This is a genomic window from Rhizobium sp. R339 (genome assembly GCF_002211395.1).
Taxonomy (GTDB): Bacteria; Pseudomonadota; Alphaproteobacteria; order Rhizobiales; family Rhizobiaceae; genus Rhizobium.
The window spans coordinates 762152-776992 of sequence record NZ_LOKV01000012.1; the positions used below are offsets into that span (position 1 = coordinate 762152).

Below are 14841 nucleotides of genomic sequence, written 5' to 3' on the forward strand. Positions count from 1 at the left end.
CAATTGATTCTATTAAAGCGCACCGATTGGTTTGGTATCACTTCCCCAGAATTCGTGAACTCTGGCCCACCAAACACGTGTGGCCGGTCGCAGCCAAGGCAAAAAATCCTCAGGACAGGTTTTTTCCCGATGCAAATTGGTGTTCTGAAGATCTTCGAGGAGCCCGATCGTGGCCGCCTCTTGAACATACGGATCGCCGTCAACGTGCCAGCGTTCAACAACATCAAAAATGCCATCAAACCGCAGGGTATTTCCGGTCTCCAAATTCTCGATCAGATGACGAGCAAAATCTGACAGCGCAAGATAGAGCGGCAACTCATCTTCAGATCGATATTCGTTTTGGAAGCGCTCCCATTTCTCACGAAAAGACGGGTCAGCTTCCAACAGCGGCTCGAACATCCTTGCGCGCTCAATAATAGACCGAAATGGAGTGGGGTTCTCTTGAGTCATAAGGTCTTTTGCCCCTCGGATGCAGAGGGTGCAAGCCTTACTCTAATAACGCATTAACGAGCTATGATCTAATAGCTGCAAGGACGATCGTTGCCGAAGCCGCCGCTGCAGGCGGGTCTCAGTCCATAGTCGACGCTGCTATACCCCACCGAGCCGGTTTGCGCCGAGTCGGTCGAGCTCGTCGTGCAGGACGATGAGACGGTAACCACGATGATGGCTGCAACGGCTGTCAATGATCTGCGAATCTGAAGCATCTTACCCTCCCATCGCTGCCCAAAAATCGGCAACAACGAGCGCACAGATAGGGCCGGTCTCGCGACCCGATAAGCGTTGTTGCCGATCAAGATTTCGTTATTCGTTGAAAGCTCATCGGGGCTTCGCCGCGAATCTTCCGTCGTGGTTCATCCGATCCTTCGGCAGCCTTTCGCGAAGATATGAGTTTTGCAGCCGCATTGGGCATTCAAAACCACTGACCTCCGTCGCAGTCAAAGGTCCAACAGTTGCGGAGCAGGCCTCGATCCCGCAGGCTTCCGCGATCGTCGTCCAGTCGAGACGGCCGTTCAGTAAAGGCGGTGGCTTGCGATAGATGATCAAGCTGATGAGATAGGGCTTGATATCTCCAGGACCTGTTTCGATGCGATCGGCGCAATCCGTACCTCGCAGAGGTCTGAGATTTTTCGTTGAAAATCGCGTGAGGAAACGTCTTGTCTTGGCATGCTCGCATTCCATAGCTATCGGGCAATGCCGAAGGCGAGCGGAAATAAAAGCTGAGAAGCTCGCGGAGTGCGGCCGCATCCAGCATTTGTTAGGCTAGCAGCTTCTTTAGCTTTTCGTTCTCGTCCTCAAGCGCCTTCAGCCGCTTCGCCTCCGAGACTTCCATCCCGCCGTGTTTGGCTTTCCAATTATCAACGTTGCTTCTAAAATTCCGTGCTTGCGGCAGAGGTCGGCCTGCGCCAGCCTCCTGCTCCTTCAGCACCGCAATAATCTGCTCTTCCGTAAATCTCTGCTTCTTCATGCGTCCGTCCCCTAATAGGCCGGACTCTATTCCAATCTGGAGGAAATTACCCGTAGCAGGTCAAAGCCATTGCGTAGGGCTACACGCTCGGCAGCGTCCACATGAGCCATGGCCAGCTCGATCTCACATAAGATCGCTCTGAGCAGCGGCTCAAAGTTCTTTCTTGCCTTCTGCCTCCCTGCTATCGTGGAGGTGAGGAGACGGCGCCATGAGCGAGACCCGAAAGCTGGCTGCAATCCTGGCCGCGGACGTGGTTGGGTACAGCCGACTTGCCGGCGCCGACGAGGACCGCATTCTGGCGAGGTTGCGGGCACTGCGCAGCGATCTCATCGATCCGACGATCGCCGTGCACCACGGCCGGGTGGTGAAGCGGACCGGCGATGGTGCGCTGGTCGAGTTCCGCAGCGTGGTGGACGCCGTGCGTTGCGCCATCGAGGTGCAGAACGGTATGGTGGAGCGCAATGACGGCGTGCCGCAGGACCGTCGCATCGAGTTCCGGATCGGTATCCATTTGGGCGACGTTGTCGAGGAAAGCGACGGCGATCTGATGGGCGACGGCGTCAACATCGCCTCGCGGTTGGAGGGGGTCGCCGCGGCCGGCGCGATCTGCCTGTCCGAGGATGCCTATCGCCAGGTCAAGGCGAGACTCGACCTCTCGGTCTGCGATCTCGGCAACACGCAGCTCAAGAACATCGCCGAGCCGATCCGGATCTATTCGCTGCAAGTCGGCAGCGCCGGAACCAAGGCAGCCGCGACCTCGGAAACCGCGGCGAGCCGACCGGCGACGGCCGCGTCTCCGGAGCTCTCGATCGCCGTTCTGCCCTTTGCCAACATGAGCGGTGACGCCGAACAGGACTACTTCGCCGACGGCATCTCGGAAGACATCATCACGGCGCTATCGAAACTGTCTCAGCTCTTCGTCATCGCTCGTAATTCGTCTTTTACTTTCAAAGGCAAGAATGTCCATGTGCAGGAAGTGGGCACGAAGCTTGGCGTGCGCCACGTACTTGAGGGCAGCGTACGCAAATCGGGCAACAGGGTACGCGTCACGGCGCAGCTCATCGACGCGACCACCGGCGGGCATCTATGGGCGGAGCGGTTCGATCGCGAGCTCACCGACATATTCGCGGTTCAGGACGATGTCACGCAGCAGATCGTCGAGGCGCTGGCGCTCAATCTGACCGAGGGCGATCGGCAAAGACTGGTGCCGGGGCAGACCCGGCACCCCGAGGCCTATGACTGCTTCTTGCGTGGCAGGGAGCTGTGGCACCGGCTGACCAGGCAAACGAACAGCGATGCCCGCGACCTCTTGCAGCGTGCCGTCGACCTGGACCCGAACTTCGCCTCAGCGCACGCCTTCCTCGCCCTTACCCACGGGCTCGACTACCTGAACCGGTGGAGCGAGTCGCCGCAACGCTCTCTCGAGCAAGCCGAAGAGGCTGCGACGCTGGCGGTGGCGCGGGATGATAGCGATCCCGTGGCGCACTGGGCACTGAGTGTGGTCAAGCTTTACTCGCGACAGCACGATCGAGCCATCAGCGAGGTCGAGCGTGCGATAGTCCTCAATCCGAACTTTGCCGAAGGGCAGGTCAGCCTCGGTGAGGCACTCATATATTCAGGTAGATCTGAGGAGGCACTCGCCTATTTCGATCGGGCGAGGGTCTTAAATCCATACTTTCCGGATGTCGTTCTCCACTTTCAGGCCTTGGCCTTGTTTCAACTGCGAAGGTACGAAGAGGCCATCGAGCTGTTGCTGCAGCGTGTGAGCCGCAACCCTGTCACCGATGTCTCGCGCGCGCTTCTGGCCGCCTGTTACGGACACCTCGGCCGTTTCGAAGAGGCTCGCGCGATGTGGCAAGAGGTGCTGCGCGTCAATCCCGATTATTCATTGGAATATCGTCGCAAAGTCTTGCCCTTCAAGGACCCCGGCGCTTTCGAGCTCGTCTTGGAGGGGCTGCGCAATGCGGGGGTCGTACAATGACGGGTGAATATGTCCGATCTCGAACCTGTTGCGGCCAGCACAGAGGATGGGCGAGAGCCAGTGCGGGCGATCGACGGCACCATCTGCTTTCAAGAAGCTGCAAAGCCGCCCTCTGCAGCCGATATCGAGCGCCAACCTGCTGTCCATGGGTAACGAGCTGATGGTCCGCTTTAAGCTCCTCGATTAATCCGGGAGCCAGAGTCCGCCGTGAAGAAACTGAGCCCTTTTTTGCGAGCGGCCCGGAGCTGCTCGACATCACCTGCGTCTGATCTAGGTGCCGCGGAGTTTGCTTCCCGAAATGGTTCGCAAAACGCTGAAGTGCGTGCTATTCTCATACGATGAATTGTGACGAATCCAGGGGACCGGATGTCTGAATTGATACGCTCGCGTGGTCGCAGATCATTAACAGCAGGGGTTCAAGACGCACTTCGTGGGCAAATTGATGCAGGCTATTATGCGCCCGGAGACAAGCTGCCCACCGAGCCCGCATTGATCGATAAGTTCGGGGTAAGCAGGACAGTCGTGCGAGAGGCGATTGCCGCGTTGCGTGCGGACGGACTGGTCGAGTCGCGACAGGGCTCAGGAGTCTTCGTGATTGGCCCGCGGCACACCGATCCGGGACTTCGCTTATTTACGAGCGACACGGACAAAATTTCCGACATCATTGAAGAGTTGGAGCTGCGAATTGGCATAGAGGTGGAGGCCGCCGGCCTTGCGGCTGTGCGCAGCTCGCCGGCGCAGGAGGCGGAGATCCAGGCGCAGGTCGAACGGTTTTCCCGCCTCGTTGCGGAAGGGAAGCCGACTGATGAGGCGGACTTCCAGTTCCACATGGCGATCGCAACGGCGACCAACAACGCCCGCTTCCGAACGTTTCTAGAACATGTCGGCCGACGGATGATTCCGCGCGTGAAGTTCCGCACCGTCATGGGTGGCATAGATCCACTACCCAACAGGGACGCACCGATCCTCGATGAGCATCGAGAGATCGCGGAGGCTGTCCTGGCCCGAGACCCTGACCGGGCACGCGAGGCGATGCGGCGACATCTTATGACGGGCATCAAACGATATCGCTCTTTGACGGCCTGGGGGCCAACGCAGAAAAATGATGAGGCCGGTTGACTCATTCTAAAGGTCATCATATGACTTCTCCCGTTAGAAGCGAGCGGGGGAGGGAATTCGTTGTCACCTGAAGAAATCAAGTCGCGAGTCGGTTCGGGGCTTTTGTCGTTCCCGGTCACGCACTTCACGCCGGACTACAGGCTCAACTTGGATAGCTATCGTCGACACGTTGAGTGGCTGTCCGGTTTCGAGGCCGCCGCCCTGTTCGCCGCTGGCGGAACGGGGGAGTTCTTTTCGCTTTCGCCATCCGAAGTGGGTGAGGTAACAAAGGCTGCCAAGGACGTATCAGGCAACGTGCCGATCATCGCGGGCTGTGGTTACGGGATGCCTCTGGCCATCGAGACTGCGGCGATCGTGGAGAAAGCCGGTGCTGATGGCATCCTCCTGCTCCCGCACTATCTGACGGAAGCGCCCCAGGAGGGCATTTACGCTCACGTTAAAGCAGTTTGCGATTCCACAAGCTTGGGCGTCATACTCTATAACCGTGCCAATTCGGTAGCCAATGCCGATACCGTTGCGCGCCTGGCGGATGCCTGCCCTAACCTCATCGGTTTCAAGGACGGCACCGGCAGGGTGGATCTGGTGCGCCACGTTACGGCCAAGCTGGGCGATCGGCTCTGCTATATCGGCGGCATGCCTACGCACGAACTCTTCGCCGAAGGTTTCAATGGCGTGGGTGTTACCACTTATTCCTCGGCGGTCTTCAACTTCGTACCCGAACTGGCGCAACGGTTCTATCGCGCCATGCGCGCCGGGGATCGTGCGACGATGGAGAATATCCTCCACACCTTCTTCTTTCCCTTTGCCGCACTTCGCGATCGCAAGGCCGGTTACCCTGTCTCGATCATCAAGGCGGGGGTCGATCTGGTCGGCCACAAGCCGGGCCCGGTTCGCCCTCCGCTGGTCGATCTGACGGGCGAGGAGCGGGAAATCCTGCGCGCCCTGATCGAAGCGGCGCGCCGCTGACGAGAATATGCGCAGGCCCAGAGAACGGCGCCTGCTCACCTCACAATGACGTAATCATCATCGTTTCACTTTCGGGAGGAGTGCAAATGGCAATAAAGTCTATTCGTATCATCGCAGGCGCGATGGCCGTGGCGGGTTTCGCCGGCCACGCCACGGCGCAAAACACATCCGAAATCAAAATCGTCCTGCCGGAGCAACCCGCGAACCTCGAGCCTTGTGGCACGATCATCACCAACGTGGGCCAGATCCTGAGCCGAAACGTCGTCGAGCCGCTGACGGTCATCGATCCAACAAGTGGTCAGGCGACACCGGGCCTAGCCACTGAATGGAACCAGACCGATCCGAACACCTGGCAGCTCAAGCTGCGCGAAGGCGTGAAGTTTCAGGATGGCGCCGCCTTCAACGCCGAAGCGGTCAAGTTCTCGATCGAACGCATGACGGGCGGTAAGGTGACCTGCAGCAATATAGCGAAGTTCGGCGCCGCCAAGCTCACGGTGACCGCGGTCGACGACCTCACCGTCGAGATCAAGTCGGATAGTCCGCAGCCGATCCTGCCGACGTTGCTTAGCGTGGTCATGGTCGTGTCGCCGAACACGCCGGTGGACAAGGCGGTCAACGATCCGATCGGTACCGGCCCCTTCAAGCTTGCAAGCTTCACACCGCAGACGGTGGTGCTGGAAAGCTTCGACGGTTACTGGGGGGAGAAGCCGGCAATCACCAAGGCCAGTTATGTCTGGCGTCCGGAATCCTCGATCCGCGCCGCGATGGTCGAGACCGGAGAGGCCGACCTGACGCCGTCCATTGCGATCCAGGATGCAACCAATTCCGCAACGGACTTCGCCTATCTTAACTCGGAAACAACTGCGATGCGCATCGATGCCGGTTTTGCACCGCTTGACGACGTTCGCGTTCGCAAGGCGCTCAACTTGGCCATCGACTGGGAAGGATTGGCTCAACTCTTCGGAGATGACGTCCATCGCGCCGCGCAGATGGTTGTTACCGGCATCAACGGCCATGATGACAAGCTCGCGCCGTGGTCCTTCGACGCCGAGCAGGCTCGCGCGTTGATTGCAGAGGCAAAGGCCGCCGGCGTTCCCGTCGACACCGAGATCGAGCTGATTGGCCGCAACGGCATCTATCCGAACGGAACGGAAGCCATGGAAGCCATGATGGCCATGTGGCAAGACGTCGGCCTCAACGTGAAGCTCACCATGCTGGATGTGAACGACTGGCTGCGTTACCTGCAGAAACCGTTCCCGGAGGGCCGTGGCCCTAACCTCTTGCAAATGATGCATGACAACAACAAGGGCGACGCCGCGTTCACCATTCCGATCTTCTACACCTCGGCCGGCAGCTATTCGACGGTAAGCGATGCCGCGCTCGACAATGAGATCGCTGGTGCAATGGCGGCCACCGGAGAGGATCGTACCGCAAAGTTCAAGGCGGTTTTCAACAAGGTGCACAGCGAACTGGCGCTGGACATACCGATGTTCCACATGATCGGATACACCCGCGTCGGCACGCGTCTCGACTGGAAACCTGATATTGCGACCAATAGCGAGATTCCGCTCGCCAATATCGGCCTCAAAAACTGAGCCGCGATATGCCGGGCGAGCGTGAAGCCCTTTCGCGCTCGCTTGAACTCCAGGTAAAACCAGAGGTTCCGCATGATGCTCGGCTACATCGGCCGGCGGGCGTATCACAGCGTAATATCGCTGCTCGGTCTGCTGACTATCGTTTTCTTTCTCACGCGCCTGACGGGCGATCCCTCGGCGCTCTATCTGCCGCTCGATTCCAGCCTCGAGGCGCGAGAGGCTTTCGCGCGGCTGAACGGTCTTGACCAGCCAGTCCACGTGCAATTCCTGCAATATCTGCAGAACCTGCTGTCGCTGGATTTTGGTCAGTCCCTCCGCCAGAACAGGTCCGCAATCGACGTCGCGCTGCAAGCATTTCCAGCGACGTTGAAACTCGCCTTGGTCGCGATGACGCTCGCAACGGCGCTTGCCATCCTTGTCGGAGCGTTGGCTGCCGCGCGGCCCGGGAGCGTGTTTGACCGTATCGCCGGCTTGCTGTCACTGGCCGGCGCCAGCACGCCGGATTTCTGGATCGCGATCGTCGGCATTCTCGTCTTCTCCGTCGGTCTGGGATTATTGCCCACATCCGGCACGGGTACCGGCCTGCACTGGATCATGCCGATCGCCGTGCTGATGCTGCGCCCATTCGGACTTCTGGTGCAGGTGGTGCGTGGAACGATGATTTCGGCCCTCGCCTCGCCCTACATCAAGACGGCGCATGCAAAAGGCATGAGGCGCAGCAGGATTATCTTCGGTCACGCCCTGAGGAATTCGCTGCTGCCGGTCGTCACCGTCGTGGGCGATCTCGCCACCGGCTTGATCAACGGCGCCGTCGTCGTCGAAACCATTTTTGGATGGCCGGGCATAGGCAAGCTGATGATCGATTCGATTATCCAGCGGGATTTCGCTGTTGTGCAGTCCACGATCCTCGTCACCGCCGTCGCCATCTTCATCGTCAACATCGCGATCGATCTGCTGTATGTCACGCTCGATCCGCGTATCCGATATTGAAGGAGCGGACCATGGCCGAAGTGACGGTGGTATCCCTGGAGACGCCCGGCAGCGTTCGGCAGCTGGCCAGATATCTTGCCCGCGATAAGCTGGCGCTGTGCGCTGCGCTCTTCATGCTGGTGCTCATCACTTGCGTTCTGGTGGGGTCGCTGCTGATGGGTGACCTCGCCGGCAAGCTCGGGCTGCGGCAGCGCAACCTGGCACCATTTTCCCTAGAACATGGTTTCATATACATCCTCGGTGCCGATACTCTGGGGCGCGCTATTCTGGCGCGACTGATCGTCGGCGCACAGAATACGCTCGGCATCGCCGCCGCCGCTGTCTTCTGCTCCATGGCCGCAGGGGGGACGCTGGGGCTGATTGCCGGGTATTCCGAGCGCTGGTACGGCCATGTCATCATGCGTCTCGCCGACGTGATCATGAGTTTCCCTTCGCTGCTATTGGCTCTGATCGTACTTTACACGCTTGGCCCCAGCATGATGAACCTTGTGATCGTACTGGCGATCACCCGCATGCCGATCTTCATCCGCACGGCGCGAGCCGAGGTGCTCGAATTGCGCGAGCGGATGTTCGTTAGCGCCGCGCGTTCCATGGGCGCCGGCACCTCGCGCATCCTCTTCCGGCACATAGCCCCCCTGGTGCTGCCGACATTGGTGACGATCGCAGCGATCGATTTCGCCACGGTCATATTGGCAGAATCCTCTCTGAGCTTTCTTGGCCTCGGCATCCAGCCACCGGACTTCACTTGGGGCGCCATGGTCGCCAACGGTCGTGGCTATCTGGCATCCGCATGGTGGATTGCCTTCTGGCCGGGACTCGCCATCTTGCTGACGACGCTTTCTCTCAACATTCTCGCCAGTTGGGCAAGGACGGTTGCCGACCCGTTGCAGCGCTGGCGTTTGCAATCGCTGCGAAAGGCCCCTCGATGACCGCCTCGGAAAATCCCATTCTCAAGGTCGACAACCTGACGGTCGACTTCCTGTCCGAAGGCGATCCGGTTCGTGCCGTCGATGGCGTGTCCTTCGAAGTCTGCCGGGGGGAGACCCTGGTGATCCTCGGCGAAAGCGGCTCCGGCAAGAGCGTGAGTACCGGGACTATCATGGGTCTTATAGACTGCCCGCCTGGCGATATCGTCTCCGGTTCGCTGATCTTCGACGGAACGGATCTGTCCCGGCTCGACGAAGAGGGGCGGCGCGGGTTGAACGGGCGGCGCATCGCCATGATCTTTCAGGATCCGCTGGCCTATCTCAACCCCGTCTATACGGTAGGACGACAGATCGCCGAAGTTTTCGAGAGCCATGGCGGCGGCGAAGCTGGCCAGGTGCGGGACAAGGTCATCCATTTGCTGGAACGCGTTGGTATCCCCGAGGCCGAAAAGCGGGCCGACTATTATCCGCACCAGTTTTCCGGTGGCCAACGCCAGCGGGTGATGATCGCGATGGCAATCGCGCTGAAGCCGGACATCCTGATCGCCGACGAGCCGACTACGGCGCTGGATGTGAGCGTCCAGTCGCAGATCCTGGATCTTTTGCGGGACCTGCAGCGCGAAACAGGCATGGCTTTGATCATGATCACTCACGATCTTGAAGTTGCCGCGTCCATGGCGGATCGCATCATTGTCATGAACGGCGGGGTCGTGGTCGAATCCGGCCCTGCGAGGGATATCTTCACCAACCCGGCCCACGCCTACACGCGCCGGCTCATGTCGGCCGTGCCGCATGCCGGGTCGTCGTCGAAGCAGCCCCGCACCGAGACCAAGGGTGAGATCCTGTTGCAGGTCGAACACCTGAGCAAGCATTACATGCTCGGTTCCGGCACCTTCTCGTCCGGACGGGAATTCAGGGCCGTCGATGACGTAACTTTCAACGTCTGCCGTGGAGAGACAGTCGGCATCGTCGGCGAATCCGGCTCGGGCAAGTCGAGCATCGCGCGCATGCTCCTGCGGCTCAACGATCCGACCTCAGGCAAGGCACTATTCGCCGGCGAGGATATTTTCAGGCTGGAAGGCAAGGCGCTGAACGGCTTTCGGCGGCGTGTGCAGATGGTGTTTCAGGATCCGTTTGGATCAATGAATCCGCGAATGAACGTTCGCTCGATCATTTCGGAGCCGTTGGTGATCCATCGCGACATTCTGCCAAAGGCGCGGTGGAAAGACCGTGTCGTGGAGCTTCTGGAACTCGTCGGTTTGAAGGCAGAGCATGCCGACCGCCATCCGCACCAGTTTTCCGGTGGCCAACGTCAACGCATCGCGATTGCCCGCGCGCTTGCCAGCGAACCGGAACTGATCGTGTGCGATGAGGCAGTCTCCGCTCTCGACGTATCGATCCAAATGCAGGTCATCGCGCTTCTGGCTGATCTTCGCCAGCGTCTTGGCCTCTCTTATGTCTTCATCACGCATGATCTGCCGATCGTGCGGGAGTTTGCTCACCGGATACTGGTGATGAAGCAAGGCAAGGTCGTTGAGGAAAGCGAGACCGAGACATTGTTCAACTGCCCGAAGCATGACTACACGAAGTCCCTGCTGAATTCAGTGCCCAGACCAAAGTGGGCATGACCAATTCCGGTGTGATCGCTGCACTTGGCGGTGGAGCGGCGCGGCTTGCCGCGGCAGTACTGCCGGTTGAGAGCTGGCCGAAGAAGGATTGCTGACGCCCTTCTGCAGCCGCAATCAGGCCTTTGGTTATGGCAATCGGATCTACAGGGGAAGGTTATCGATGGACATCGACGCCGCACTGAAGGCGTTCATCGGAACAGTCGAGAAGGGCGCGATTGCCGCTGCAGCCAGCCGATGCGGAAGTCCTTTCGGTGCCGCAGAGGTCGTGGGCCTTCGTGCGTCAGATGAGGAACGTTAGCTAGCCGCCCGTTTTATCGAGGCGATGGCAGCGGCAAGCTCCGGTTCCGAGTGTCACTATCAACGTGTCCGTGGTCGGAGGTCGATTGATCAGGTTCGACCGCCGCATGATGGCAGGCGGTGAACAAACCGGGCGATGATGTTCTCTCAATCAACGCTGGCTCGCGTTCTGCGCAAATCGACGTGGCTTTCCAACAGCGTGTTCGGAACCTACAGCCGCTGGGAGGGTTGGCGGGACTGGGCAGGTCCCCCTGCAGGACGATGCGCTTTCGGGTCCCGCGCGCCTTCGGGTCCGGTGTTGGGACGGCCGAGAGGAGAGCTTGTGTGTAAGGATGGGCCGGCGCGCTGAAAATTGCCTCCTTGGGTCCAGTTTCGATGATCTTCCCCAGATACATGACCATGACCCGATCGGACACATGCCGAACGACGGCGAGATCGTGGGCGACGAACAACATGGCCAGATTGCGTTCCCGTCGCAGTTGCGCGAGAAGGTTCACCACCTGGGCCTGAACCGATACGTCGAGCGCTGATACGGGCTCATCACAGACAAGAAGGGTCGGATTCAGTGCAAGGGCGCGCGCAATGCCGAGCCGCTGCCTCTGGCCACCGGAGAATTCCGAGGGATAGCGTTCGGCGTGCTCGGCCCGCAACCCAACGGCCTCCAGAAGGTTAATTGTCTCTTCGCGCCAGCGTGATCGCGGCAGCACGTCCGGATGCAGCGCCCAAGGCTCCGAGATCAGGCGATCGACACGCATGCGGGGATTGAGTGATTGATAGGGGTCCTGGAACACCACCTGCATCTTGCGGCGCAGGGCATGAAGCTGCTTTCCGGTCGCGGTCGTTATATCCACGCCGTCAAGCAGGGCTCGACCGCTCGTTGCGGGGCCAAGTTTCAGCAGGGTTCTGACGAGTGACGTCTTGCCGCAACCGCTTTCGCCGACAAGGCCGAGGGTCTCGCCTGGAGCGATTTCGAAGCTGACGTCTTCGACGGCGCGGATCGGCGTCTGCGGGTTACCGAAATGACGTGAAAGATTCTCGACTTTGAGAAGCGGCTTGTTCATGCGGGAAATACCGGGAAATGGCACGCGACCTGGCGGCCTGGGCCCGCGGGCTGAAGCGGGGGCACGATCTGCGCGCAGATATCGTCGGATCTGGGACAGCGGGTCCGGAAGGCACAGCCGGAGGGAAGGGTGGCCGGATTGGGTGCTGAGCCGGGGATCGGTGTGAGTTCGGCCTCCTCGCTATCCATGCGTGGCTGCGAGGCGAGGAGCCCCTTGCTGTAGGGATGGCGCGGGTCCGCAAACAGTTCAAAGACGCTGGCCGTCTCGGCGATGCGGCCGGCGTACATCACGGCGACACGATCGGCGAGTTCTGCCACGACACCGAGATCGTGGGTAATGAAGATCATGCCGGCATCGCTTTTCTTGCGTACGCGGTCCAGAAGATCGACGATCTGCGCCTGAATGGTGACATCGAGCGCTGTTGTTGGTTCGTCGGCAATGATGATATCGGGCTCGAGCGCAACAGCCATCGCTATCATGATCCGCTGGCGCATGCCGCCCGAGAACTCGTGCGGATATTGTTTCGCTCGCCGGGCGGGGTCTGGAATGCCCACAGCCGTCAGAAGATCAAGAACGGCGCTGTCTATGCCAGCCTCCGGTGTGCGGCCATGGATGCGGAACATTTCGGCGATCTGCCAGCCGACAGGATAGACGGGATTAAGGGCGGCAAGGGCATCCTGGAAGATCAGGGAAATGCGGCTGCCGCACAGATCTCTGCGCTCGCTTTGGGGGAGCCGGAGGATATCGGCGCCGTCGAAATGGATGGTGCCATTGTTGATCGCGCCCGGCGGGTCGGGAATGAGATCCATGATCGCTGCGGCAGTGACGGATTTTCCTGACCCGCTTTCGCCGAGCAGCGCCAGCACCTCGCCGCGCTCCAGCGAGAAGGAGACGCCGTTGAGAGCGAGAATGCGTCCGGCCGCCGTGTCGAAGCTGACCTGAAGGTCCTTGATTTCCAGAAGCGCCATTATCGTCTCCGGCTCACGAGACGCCAGTGCTGCGAGGGGTCGTTGACGATCCGGAACCAGTTGGCGAGCAGATTGAAGGACATGGTAGTGAGCATCACGGCAAGGCCGGGAAAGAAGCCGAGCCACCAAGCGGAGGAGAGATAACCTTGACCCTGCGCCACCATAAGGCCCCAGCTCACCGCCGGCGGTTGAATTCCGAGACCGAGATAGCTCAATCCGGATTCGAACAGCATGACCATGGCGAGATTGACGGAGGCCAAAGTCAACATCGTCGGCGCGACGCTCGGGAGGATGTGCACCCTCAGAATCCAGAGCGATCCGCCGCCAAAGACCCGGGCCGCATCGACAAACAGGCGTTCGCGGGCTTCCAGCGTTTCGGCTCGGGCAACGCGGATGTAGGCCGGCATGCGGGTGATCGCGAGAACCATTATTAGATTGAGAACGCTCGGTCCGAACAGGTAGAGACCAAACAGCGCAACGAGCAGCGTCGGAAAGCCGAGGATGATGTCGGAAACACGCATGATGATGTTGCCGATGAGGCCACCGAAGTAGCCGGCGATCACGCCAAACAGGGTGCCGCCGACAAGACTGGTCAGCACAGTCACGAGGGCGATGCCGATGGTTGTCGAGGCCGCCTGAATCAATCGTACGAGAAGCGGCCGCCCGAGTGCATCCGCACCAAGCCATAGCGTCCAGCCCTGGCTGAAGTCGAATGGTTGCAGATTGCGCGCCTTCAGCGAAATGCGATTGTCTCCCAGAAGAGAAAAAGCATCCGCCAGAATGGCGAAGACGACGATCAGCAGCCAGATCGAGGCGGCGACGGCCATGGGGTCCCCGCGAAGGGCGCGAAGGAACCAGGCCAGGCGGCCGCTTGCAGCCTTGCGTTCGCTGAGTAATTCTGAAGGCGCTTCGGTCATTCCACCCTCACGCGCGGGTCAATCGAAGCGTAGAGCATGTCGACAAGTATATTGATGATGAAGATCACGATGGCGACGGCGAAGATCGACGCCTGTACGATGGCAAAATCACGCTTGAGAATGCCGTCGATCAGCAGCTTGCCGATGCCGGGGAAGCCGAAGACGACCTCGACGACGCCGCCGCCGCCGGCAAATTGCGCGGCCAGGTCGCCAGTCACGGTAACCGCCGGCAAGAGAGCGTTCCGCAACGCATGAACGAAGATCACACGTTTGCTGCGGGCGCCTTTGGCGCGCGCGGTACGAACGAATGTTGCATTCAGCGCCTCGATCATCGAGCCGCGCACGATCTGAACAAGTGTTCCGAACGGCCGGGCGAAAAGACAGGCGACGGGAAGGATCCAGTAAATCGGGCCGCCGAATCCAGATGTTGGCAACAGGCGGAACGTGACGGCAAAGAGCAGCACGCCCATGAGGCCCAGCCAGAAATCGGGGACGCTGGCGGCTGCCTGAGACAGGACATTGATGGCGCGGTCGATCCAGCCGCCGGCATTGACGGCTGCGATCGAGCCTGCGACGACTGCCGCAACGAAGGCGAGTGTCAGGGCAATTGCACCGAGCGCTAGGGTGTTCGGCAAGGCTTCGAGCACCACATCCATAGCCGGCCGATTGTGCCAGACGGACATCCCAAAATCGAGCCGGAGCATGTCTCCGGCCCAGTCGATGAACTGGCCGGGAAGAGAACGATCAAGACCGAGGCGAACCCGCATCGCCTCACGCGCCGCATCCGAAGCATCGACCGGCAGATAAAGGTTCACGGGATCGCCGGTAAGGCGCACAAGGATGAAGGCGGCTGTCATCAATGCCGCAAGCGCGAGCGCGGCGAAGACGGTCCTTCTGACAAAATAGGCGAGCGACATCAGTTCTCCCC

At 60.0% G+C, this 14841-nt stretch carries 14 protein-coding genes and 2 pseudogenes; 8 read left to right on the top strand and 8 right to left on the bottom strand.

Features of this window, described 5'->3' with window-relative positions; translation table 11 throughout:
• Positions 1 to 12: 12 nt before the first annotated feature.
• From ATY76_RS17705 to ATY76_RS17720, 4 genes and pseudogenes are all read right to left on the bottom strand, one after another.
• Positions 13 to 399: a hypothetical protein gene (locus ATY76_RS17705; protein ID WP_245309944.1), complete on the bottom strand. Its 387-nt coding sequence runs from the start codon at positions 397 to 399 to the stop codon at positions 13 to 15.
• Between the two features lie 119 nt (positions 400 to 518).
• On the bottom strand, positions 519 to 704 hold the full coding sequence (locus ATY76_RS34250) for a hypothetical protein (RefSeq protein WP_088676010.1): 186 nt from the start codon (positions 702 to 704) through the stop codon (positions 519 to 521).
• Between the two features lie 256 nt (positions 705 to 960).
• Positions 961 to 1166 (bottom strand): annotated as a pseudogene (locus tag ATY76_RS34255) (hypothetical protein); the annotation flags it as partial.
• A gap of 92 nt (positions 1167 to 1258) precedes the next feature.
• Positions 1259 to 1465, bottom strand: a pseudogene (locus tag ATY76_RS17720) (transposase); the annotation flags it as partial.
• A gap of 208 nt (positions 1466 to 1673) precedes the next feature.
• On the opposite strand from ATY76_RS17720, the gene ATY76_RS17725 reads away from it, so the two are divergent.
• The 8 genes from ATY76_RS17725 to ATY76_RS33755 all read left to right on the top strand — a co-directional run bounded on the left by ATY76_RS17725 (position 1674) and on the right by ATY76_RS33755 (position 10968).
• Positions 1674 to 3446 carry an adenylate/guanylate cyclase domain-containing protein gene (locus ATY76_RS17725; RefSeq protein WP_088676011.1) on the top strand — a complete coding sequence of 591 codons (1773 nt, stop codon included), beginning with the start codon at positions 1674 to 1676 and terminating at the stop codon, positions 3444 to 3446.
• Between the two features lie 366 nt (positions 3447 to 3812).
• On the top strand, positions 3813 to 4565 hold the full coding sequence (locus ATY76_RS17730; RefSeq protein WP_088676012.1) for a FadR/GntR family transcriptional regulator: 753 nt from the start codon (positions 3813 to 3815) through the stop codon (positions 4563 to 4565).
• A 60-nt stretch (positions 4566 to 4625) separates the two neighbouring features.
• The gene (kdgD, locus tag ATY76_RS17735; RefSeq protein ID WP_088676013.1) at positions 4626 to 5531 is read left to right on the top strand and encodes a 5-dehydro-4-deoxyglucarate dehydratase; all 906 of its coding nucleotides are present in this window, start codon (positions 4626 to 4628) and stop codon (positions 5529 to 5531) included.
• Between the two features lie 86 nt (positions 5532 to 5617).
• On the top strand, positions 5618 to 7126 hold the full coding sequence (locus ATY76_RS17740) for an ABC transporter substrate-binding protein (protein WP_088676014.1): 1509 nt from the start codon (positions 5618 to 5620) through the stop codon (positions 7124 to 7126).
• A gap of 75 nt (positions 7127 to 7201) precedes the next feature.
• The gene (locus ATY76_RS17745) at positions 7202 to 8116 is read left to right on the top strand and encodes an ABC transporter permease (protein WP_190233682.1); all 915 of its coding nucleotides are present in this window, start codon (positions 7202 to 7204) and stop codon (positions 8114 to 8116) included.
• Between the two features lie 11 nt (positions 8117 to 8127).
• Positions 8128 to 9045, top strand: a complete 918-nt coding sequence (locus tag ATY76_RS17750; protein WP_088676016.1) for an ABC transporter permease — start codon at positions 8128 to 8130, stop codon at positions 9043 to 9045.
• Positions 9042 to 10670 carry an ABC transporter ATP-binding protein gene (locus ATY76_RS17755; RefSeq protein ID WP_088676017.1) on the top strand — a complete coding sequence of 543 codons (1629 nt, stop codon included), beginning with the start codon at positions 9042 to 9044 and terminating at the stop codon, positions 10668 to 10670. Before ATY76_RS17750 ends, ATY76_RS17755 begins: the two co-directional genes overlap by 4 nt.
• A gap of 160 nt (positions 10671 to 10830) precedes the next feature.
• Positions 10831 to 10968, top strand: coding sequence for a hypothetical protein (locus ATY76_RS33755; protein WP_190233677.1), 138 nt, complete (start codon positions 10831 to 10833; stop codon positions 10966 to 10968).
• A gap of 13 nt (positions 10969 to 10981) precedes the next feature.
• Here the strand turns inward: ATY76_RS33755 and ATY76_RS17765 are convergent, their stop codons facing one another.
• The 4 genes from ATY76_RS17765 to ATY76_RS17780 are packed head-to-tail and all read right to left on the bottom strand — an operon-like array spanning position 10982 to position 14830.
• Positions 10982 to 12028 (bottom strand): oligopeptide/dipeptide ABC transporter ATP-binding protein, encoded by a 1047-nt coding sequence (locus ATY76_RS17765; protein ID WP_088676019.1) that lies wholly within the window; start codon positions 12026 to 12028, stop codon positions 10982 to 10984.
• Positions 12025 to 12996 (bottom strand): ABC transporter ATP-binding protein, encoded by a 972-nt coding sequence (locus tag ATY76_RS17770; RefSeq protein WP_088676020.1) that lies wholly within the window; start codon positions 12994 to 12996, stop codon positions 12025 to 12027. The genes ATY76_RS17765 and ATY76_RS17770 overlap by 4 nt, the downstream gene beginning before the upstream one ends.
• On the bottom strand, positions 12996 to 13913 hold the full coding sequence (locus ATY76_RS17775; RefSeq protein WP_088676021.1) for an ABC transporter permease: 918 nt from the start codon (positions 13911 to 13913) through the stop codon (positions 12996 to 12998). Before ATY76_RS17775 ends, ATY76_RS17770 begins: the two co-directional genes overlap by 1 nt.
• The gene (locus tag ATY76_RS17780; RefSeq protein ID WP_088676022.1) at positions 13910 to 14830 is read right to left on the bottom strand and encodes an ABC transporter permease; all 921 of its coding nucleotides are present in this window, start codon (positions 14828 to 14830) and stop codon (positions 13910 to 13912) included. The genes ATY76_RS17775 and ATY76_RS17780 overlap by 4 nt, the downstream gene beginning before the upstream one ends.
• Between the last annotated feature and the right edge of the window lie 11 nt (positions 14831 to 14841).

Bases quoted from the DNA above. Each gene is read 5' to 3' on its own strand.
- ATY76_RS33755 (WP_190233677.1), top strand. From the start codon at position 10,831: ATGGACATCGACGCCGCACTGAAGGCGTTCATCGGAACAGTCGAGAAG.
- ATY76_RS17775 (WP_088676021.1), bottom strand. From the start codon at position 13,913: ATGACCGAAGCGCCTTCAGAATTACTCAGCGAACGCAAGGCTGCAAGC.
- ATY76_RS17730 (WP_088676012.1), top strand. From the start codon at position 3,813: ATGTCTGAATTGATACGCTCGCGTGGTCGCAGATCATTAACAGCAGGG.
- ATY76_RS17740 (WP_088676014.1), top strand. From the start codon at position 5,618: ATGGCAATAAAGTCTATTCGTATCATCGCAGGCGCGATGGCCGTGGCG.
- ATY76_RS17780 (WP_088676022.1), bottom strand. From the start codon at position 14,830: ATGTCGCTCGCCTATTTTGTCAGAAGGACCGTCTTCGCCGCGCTCGCG.
- ATY76_RS34250 (WP_088676010.1), bottom strand. From the start codon at position 704: ATGCTTCAGATTCGCAGATCATTGACAGCCGTTGCAGCCATCATCGTG.
- ATY76_RS17725 (WP_088676011.1), top strand. From the start codon at position 1,674: ATGAGCGAGACCCGAAAGCTGGCTGCAATCCTGGCCGCGGACGTGGTT.
- ATY76_RS17770 (WP_088676020.1), bottom strand. From the start codon at position 12,996: ATGGCGCTTCTGGAAATCAAGGACCTTCAGGTCAGCTTCGACACGGCG.
- ATY76_RS17745 (WP_190233682.1), top strand. From the start codon at position 7,202: ATGCTCGGCTACATCGGCCGGCGGGCGTATCACAGCGTAATATCGCTG.
- ATY76_RS17705 (WP_245309944.1), bottom strand. From the start codon at position 399: ATGTTCGAGCCGCTGTTGGAAGCTGACCCGTCTTTTCGTGAGAAATGG.
- ATY76_RS17765 (WP_088676019.1), bottom strand. From the start codon at position 12,028: ATGAACAAGCCGCTTCTCAAAGTCGAGAATCTTTCACGTCATTTCGGT.
- ATY76_RS17755 (WP_088676017.1), top strand. From the start codon at position 9,042: ATGACCGCCTCGGAAAATCCCATTCTCAAGGTCGACAACCTGACGGTC.
- ATY76_RS17750 (WP_088676016.1), top strand. From the start codon at position 8,128: ATGGCCGAAGTGACGGTGGTATCCCTGGAGACGCCCGGCAGCGTTCGG.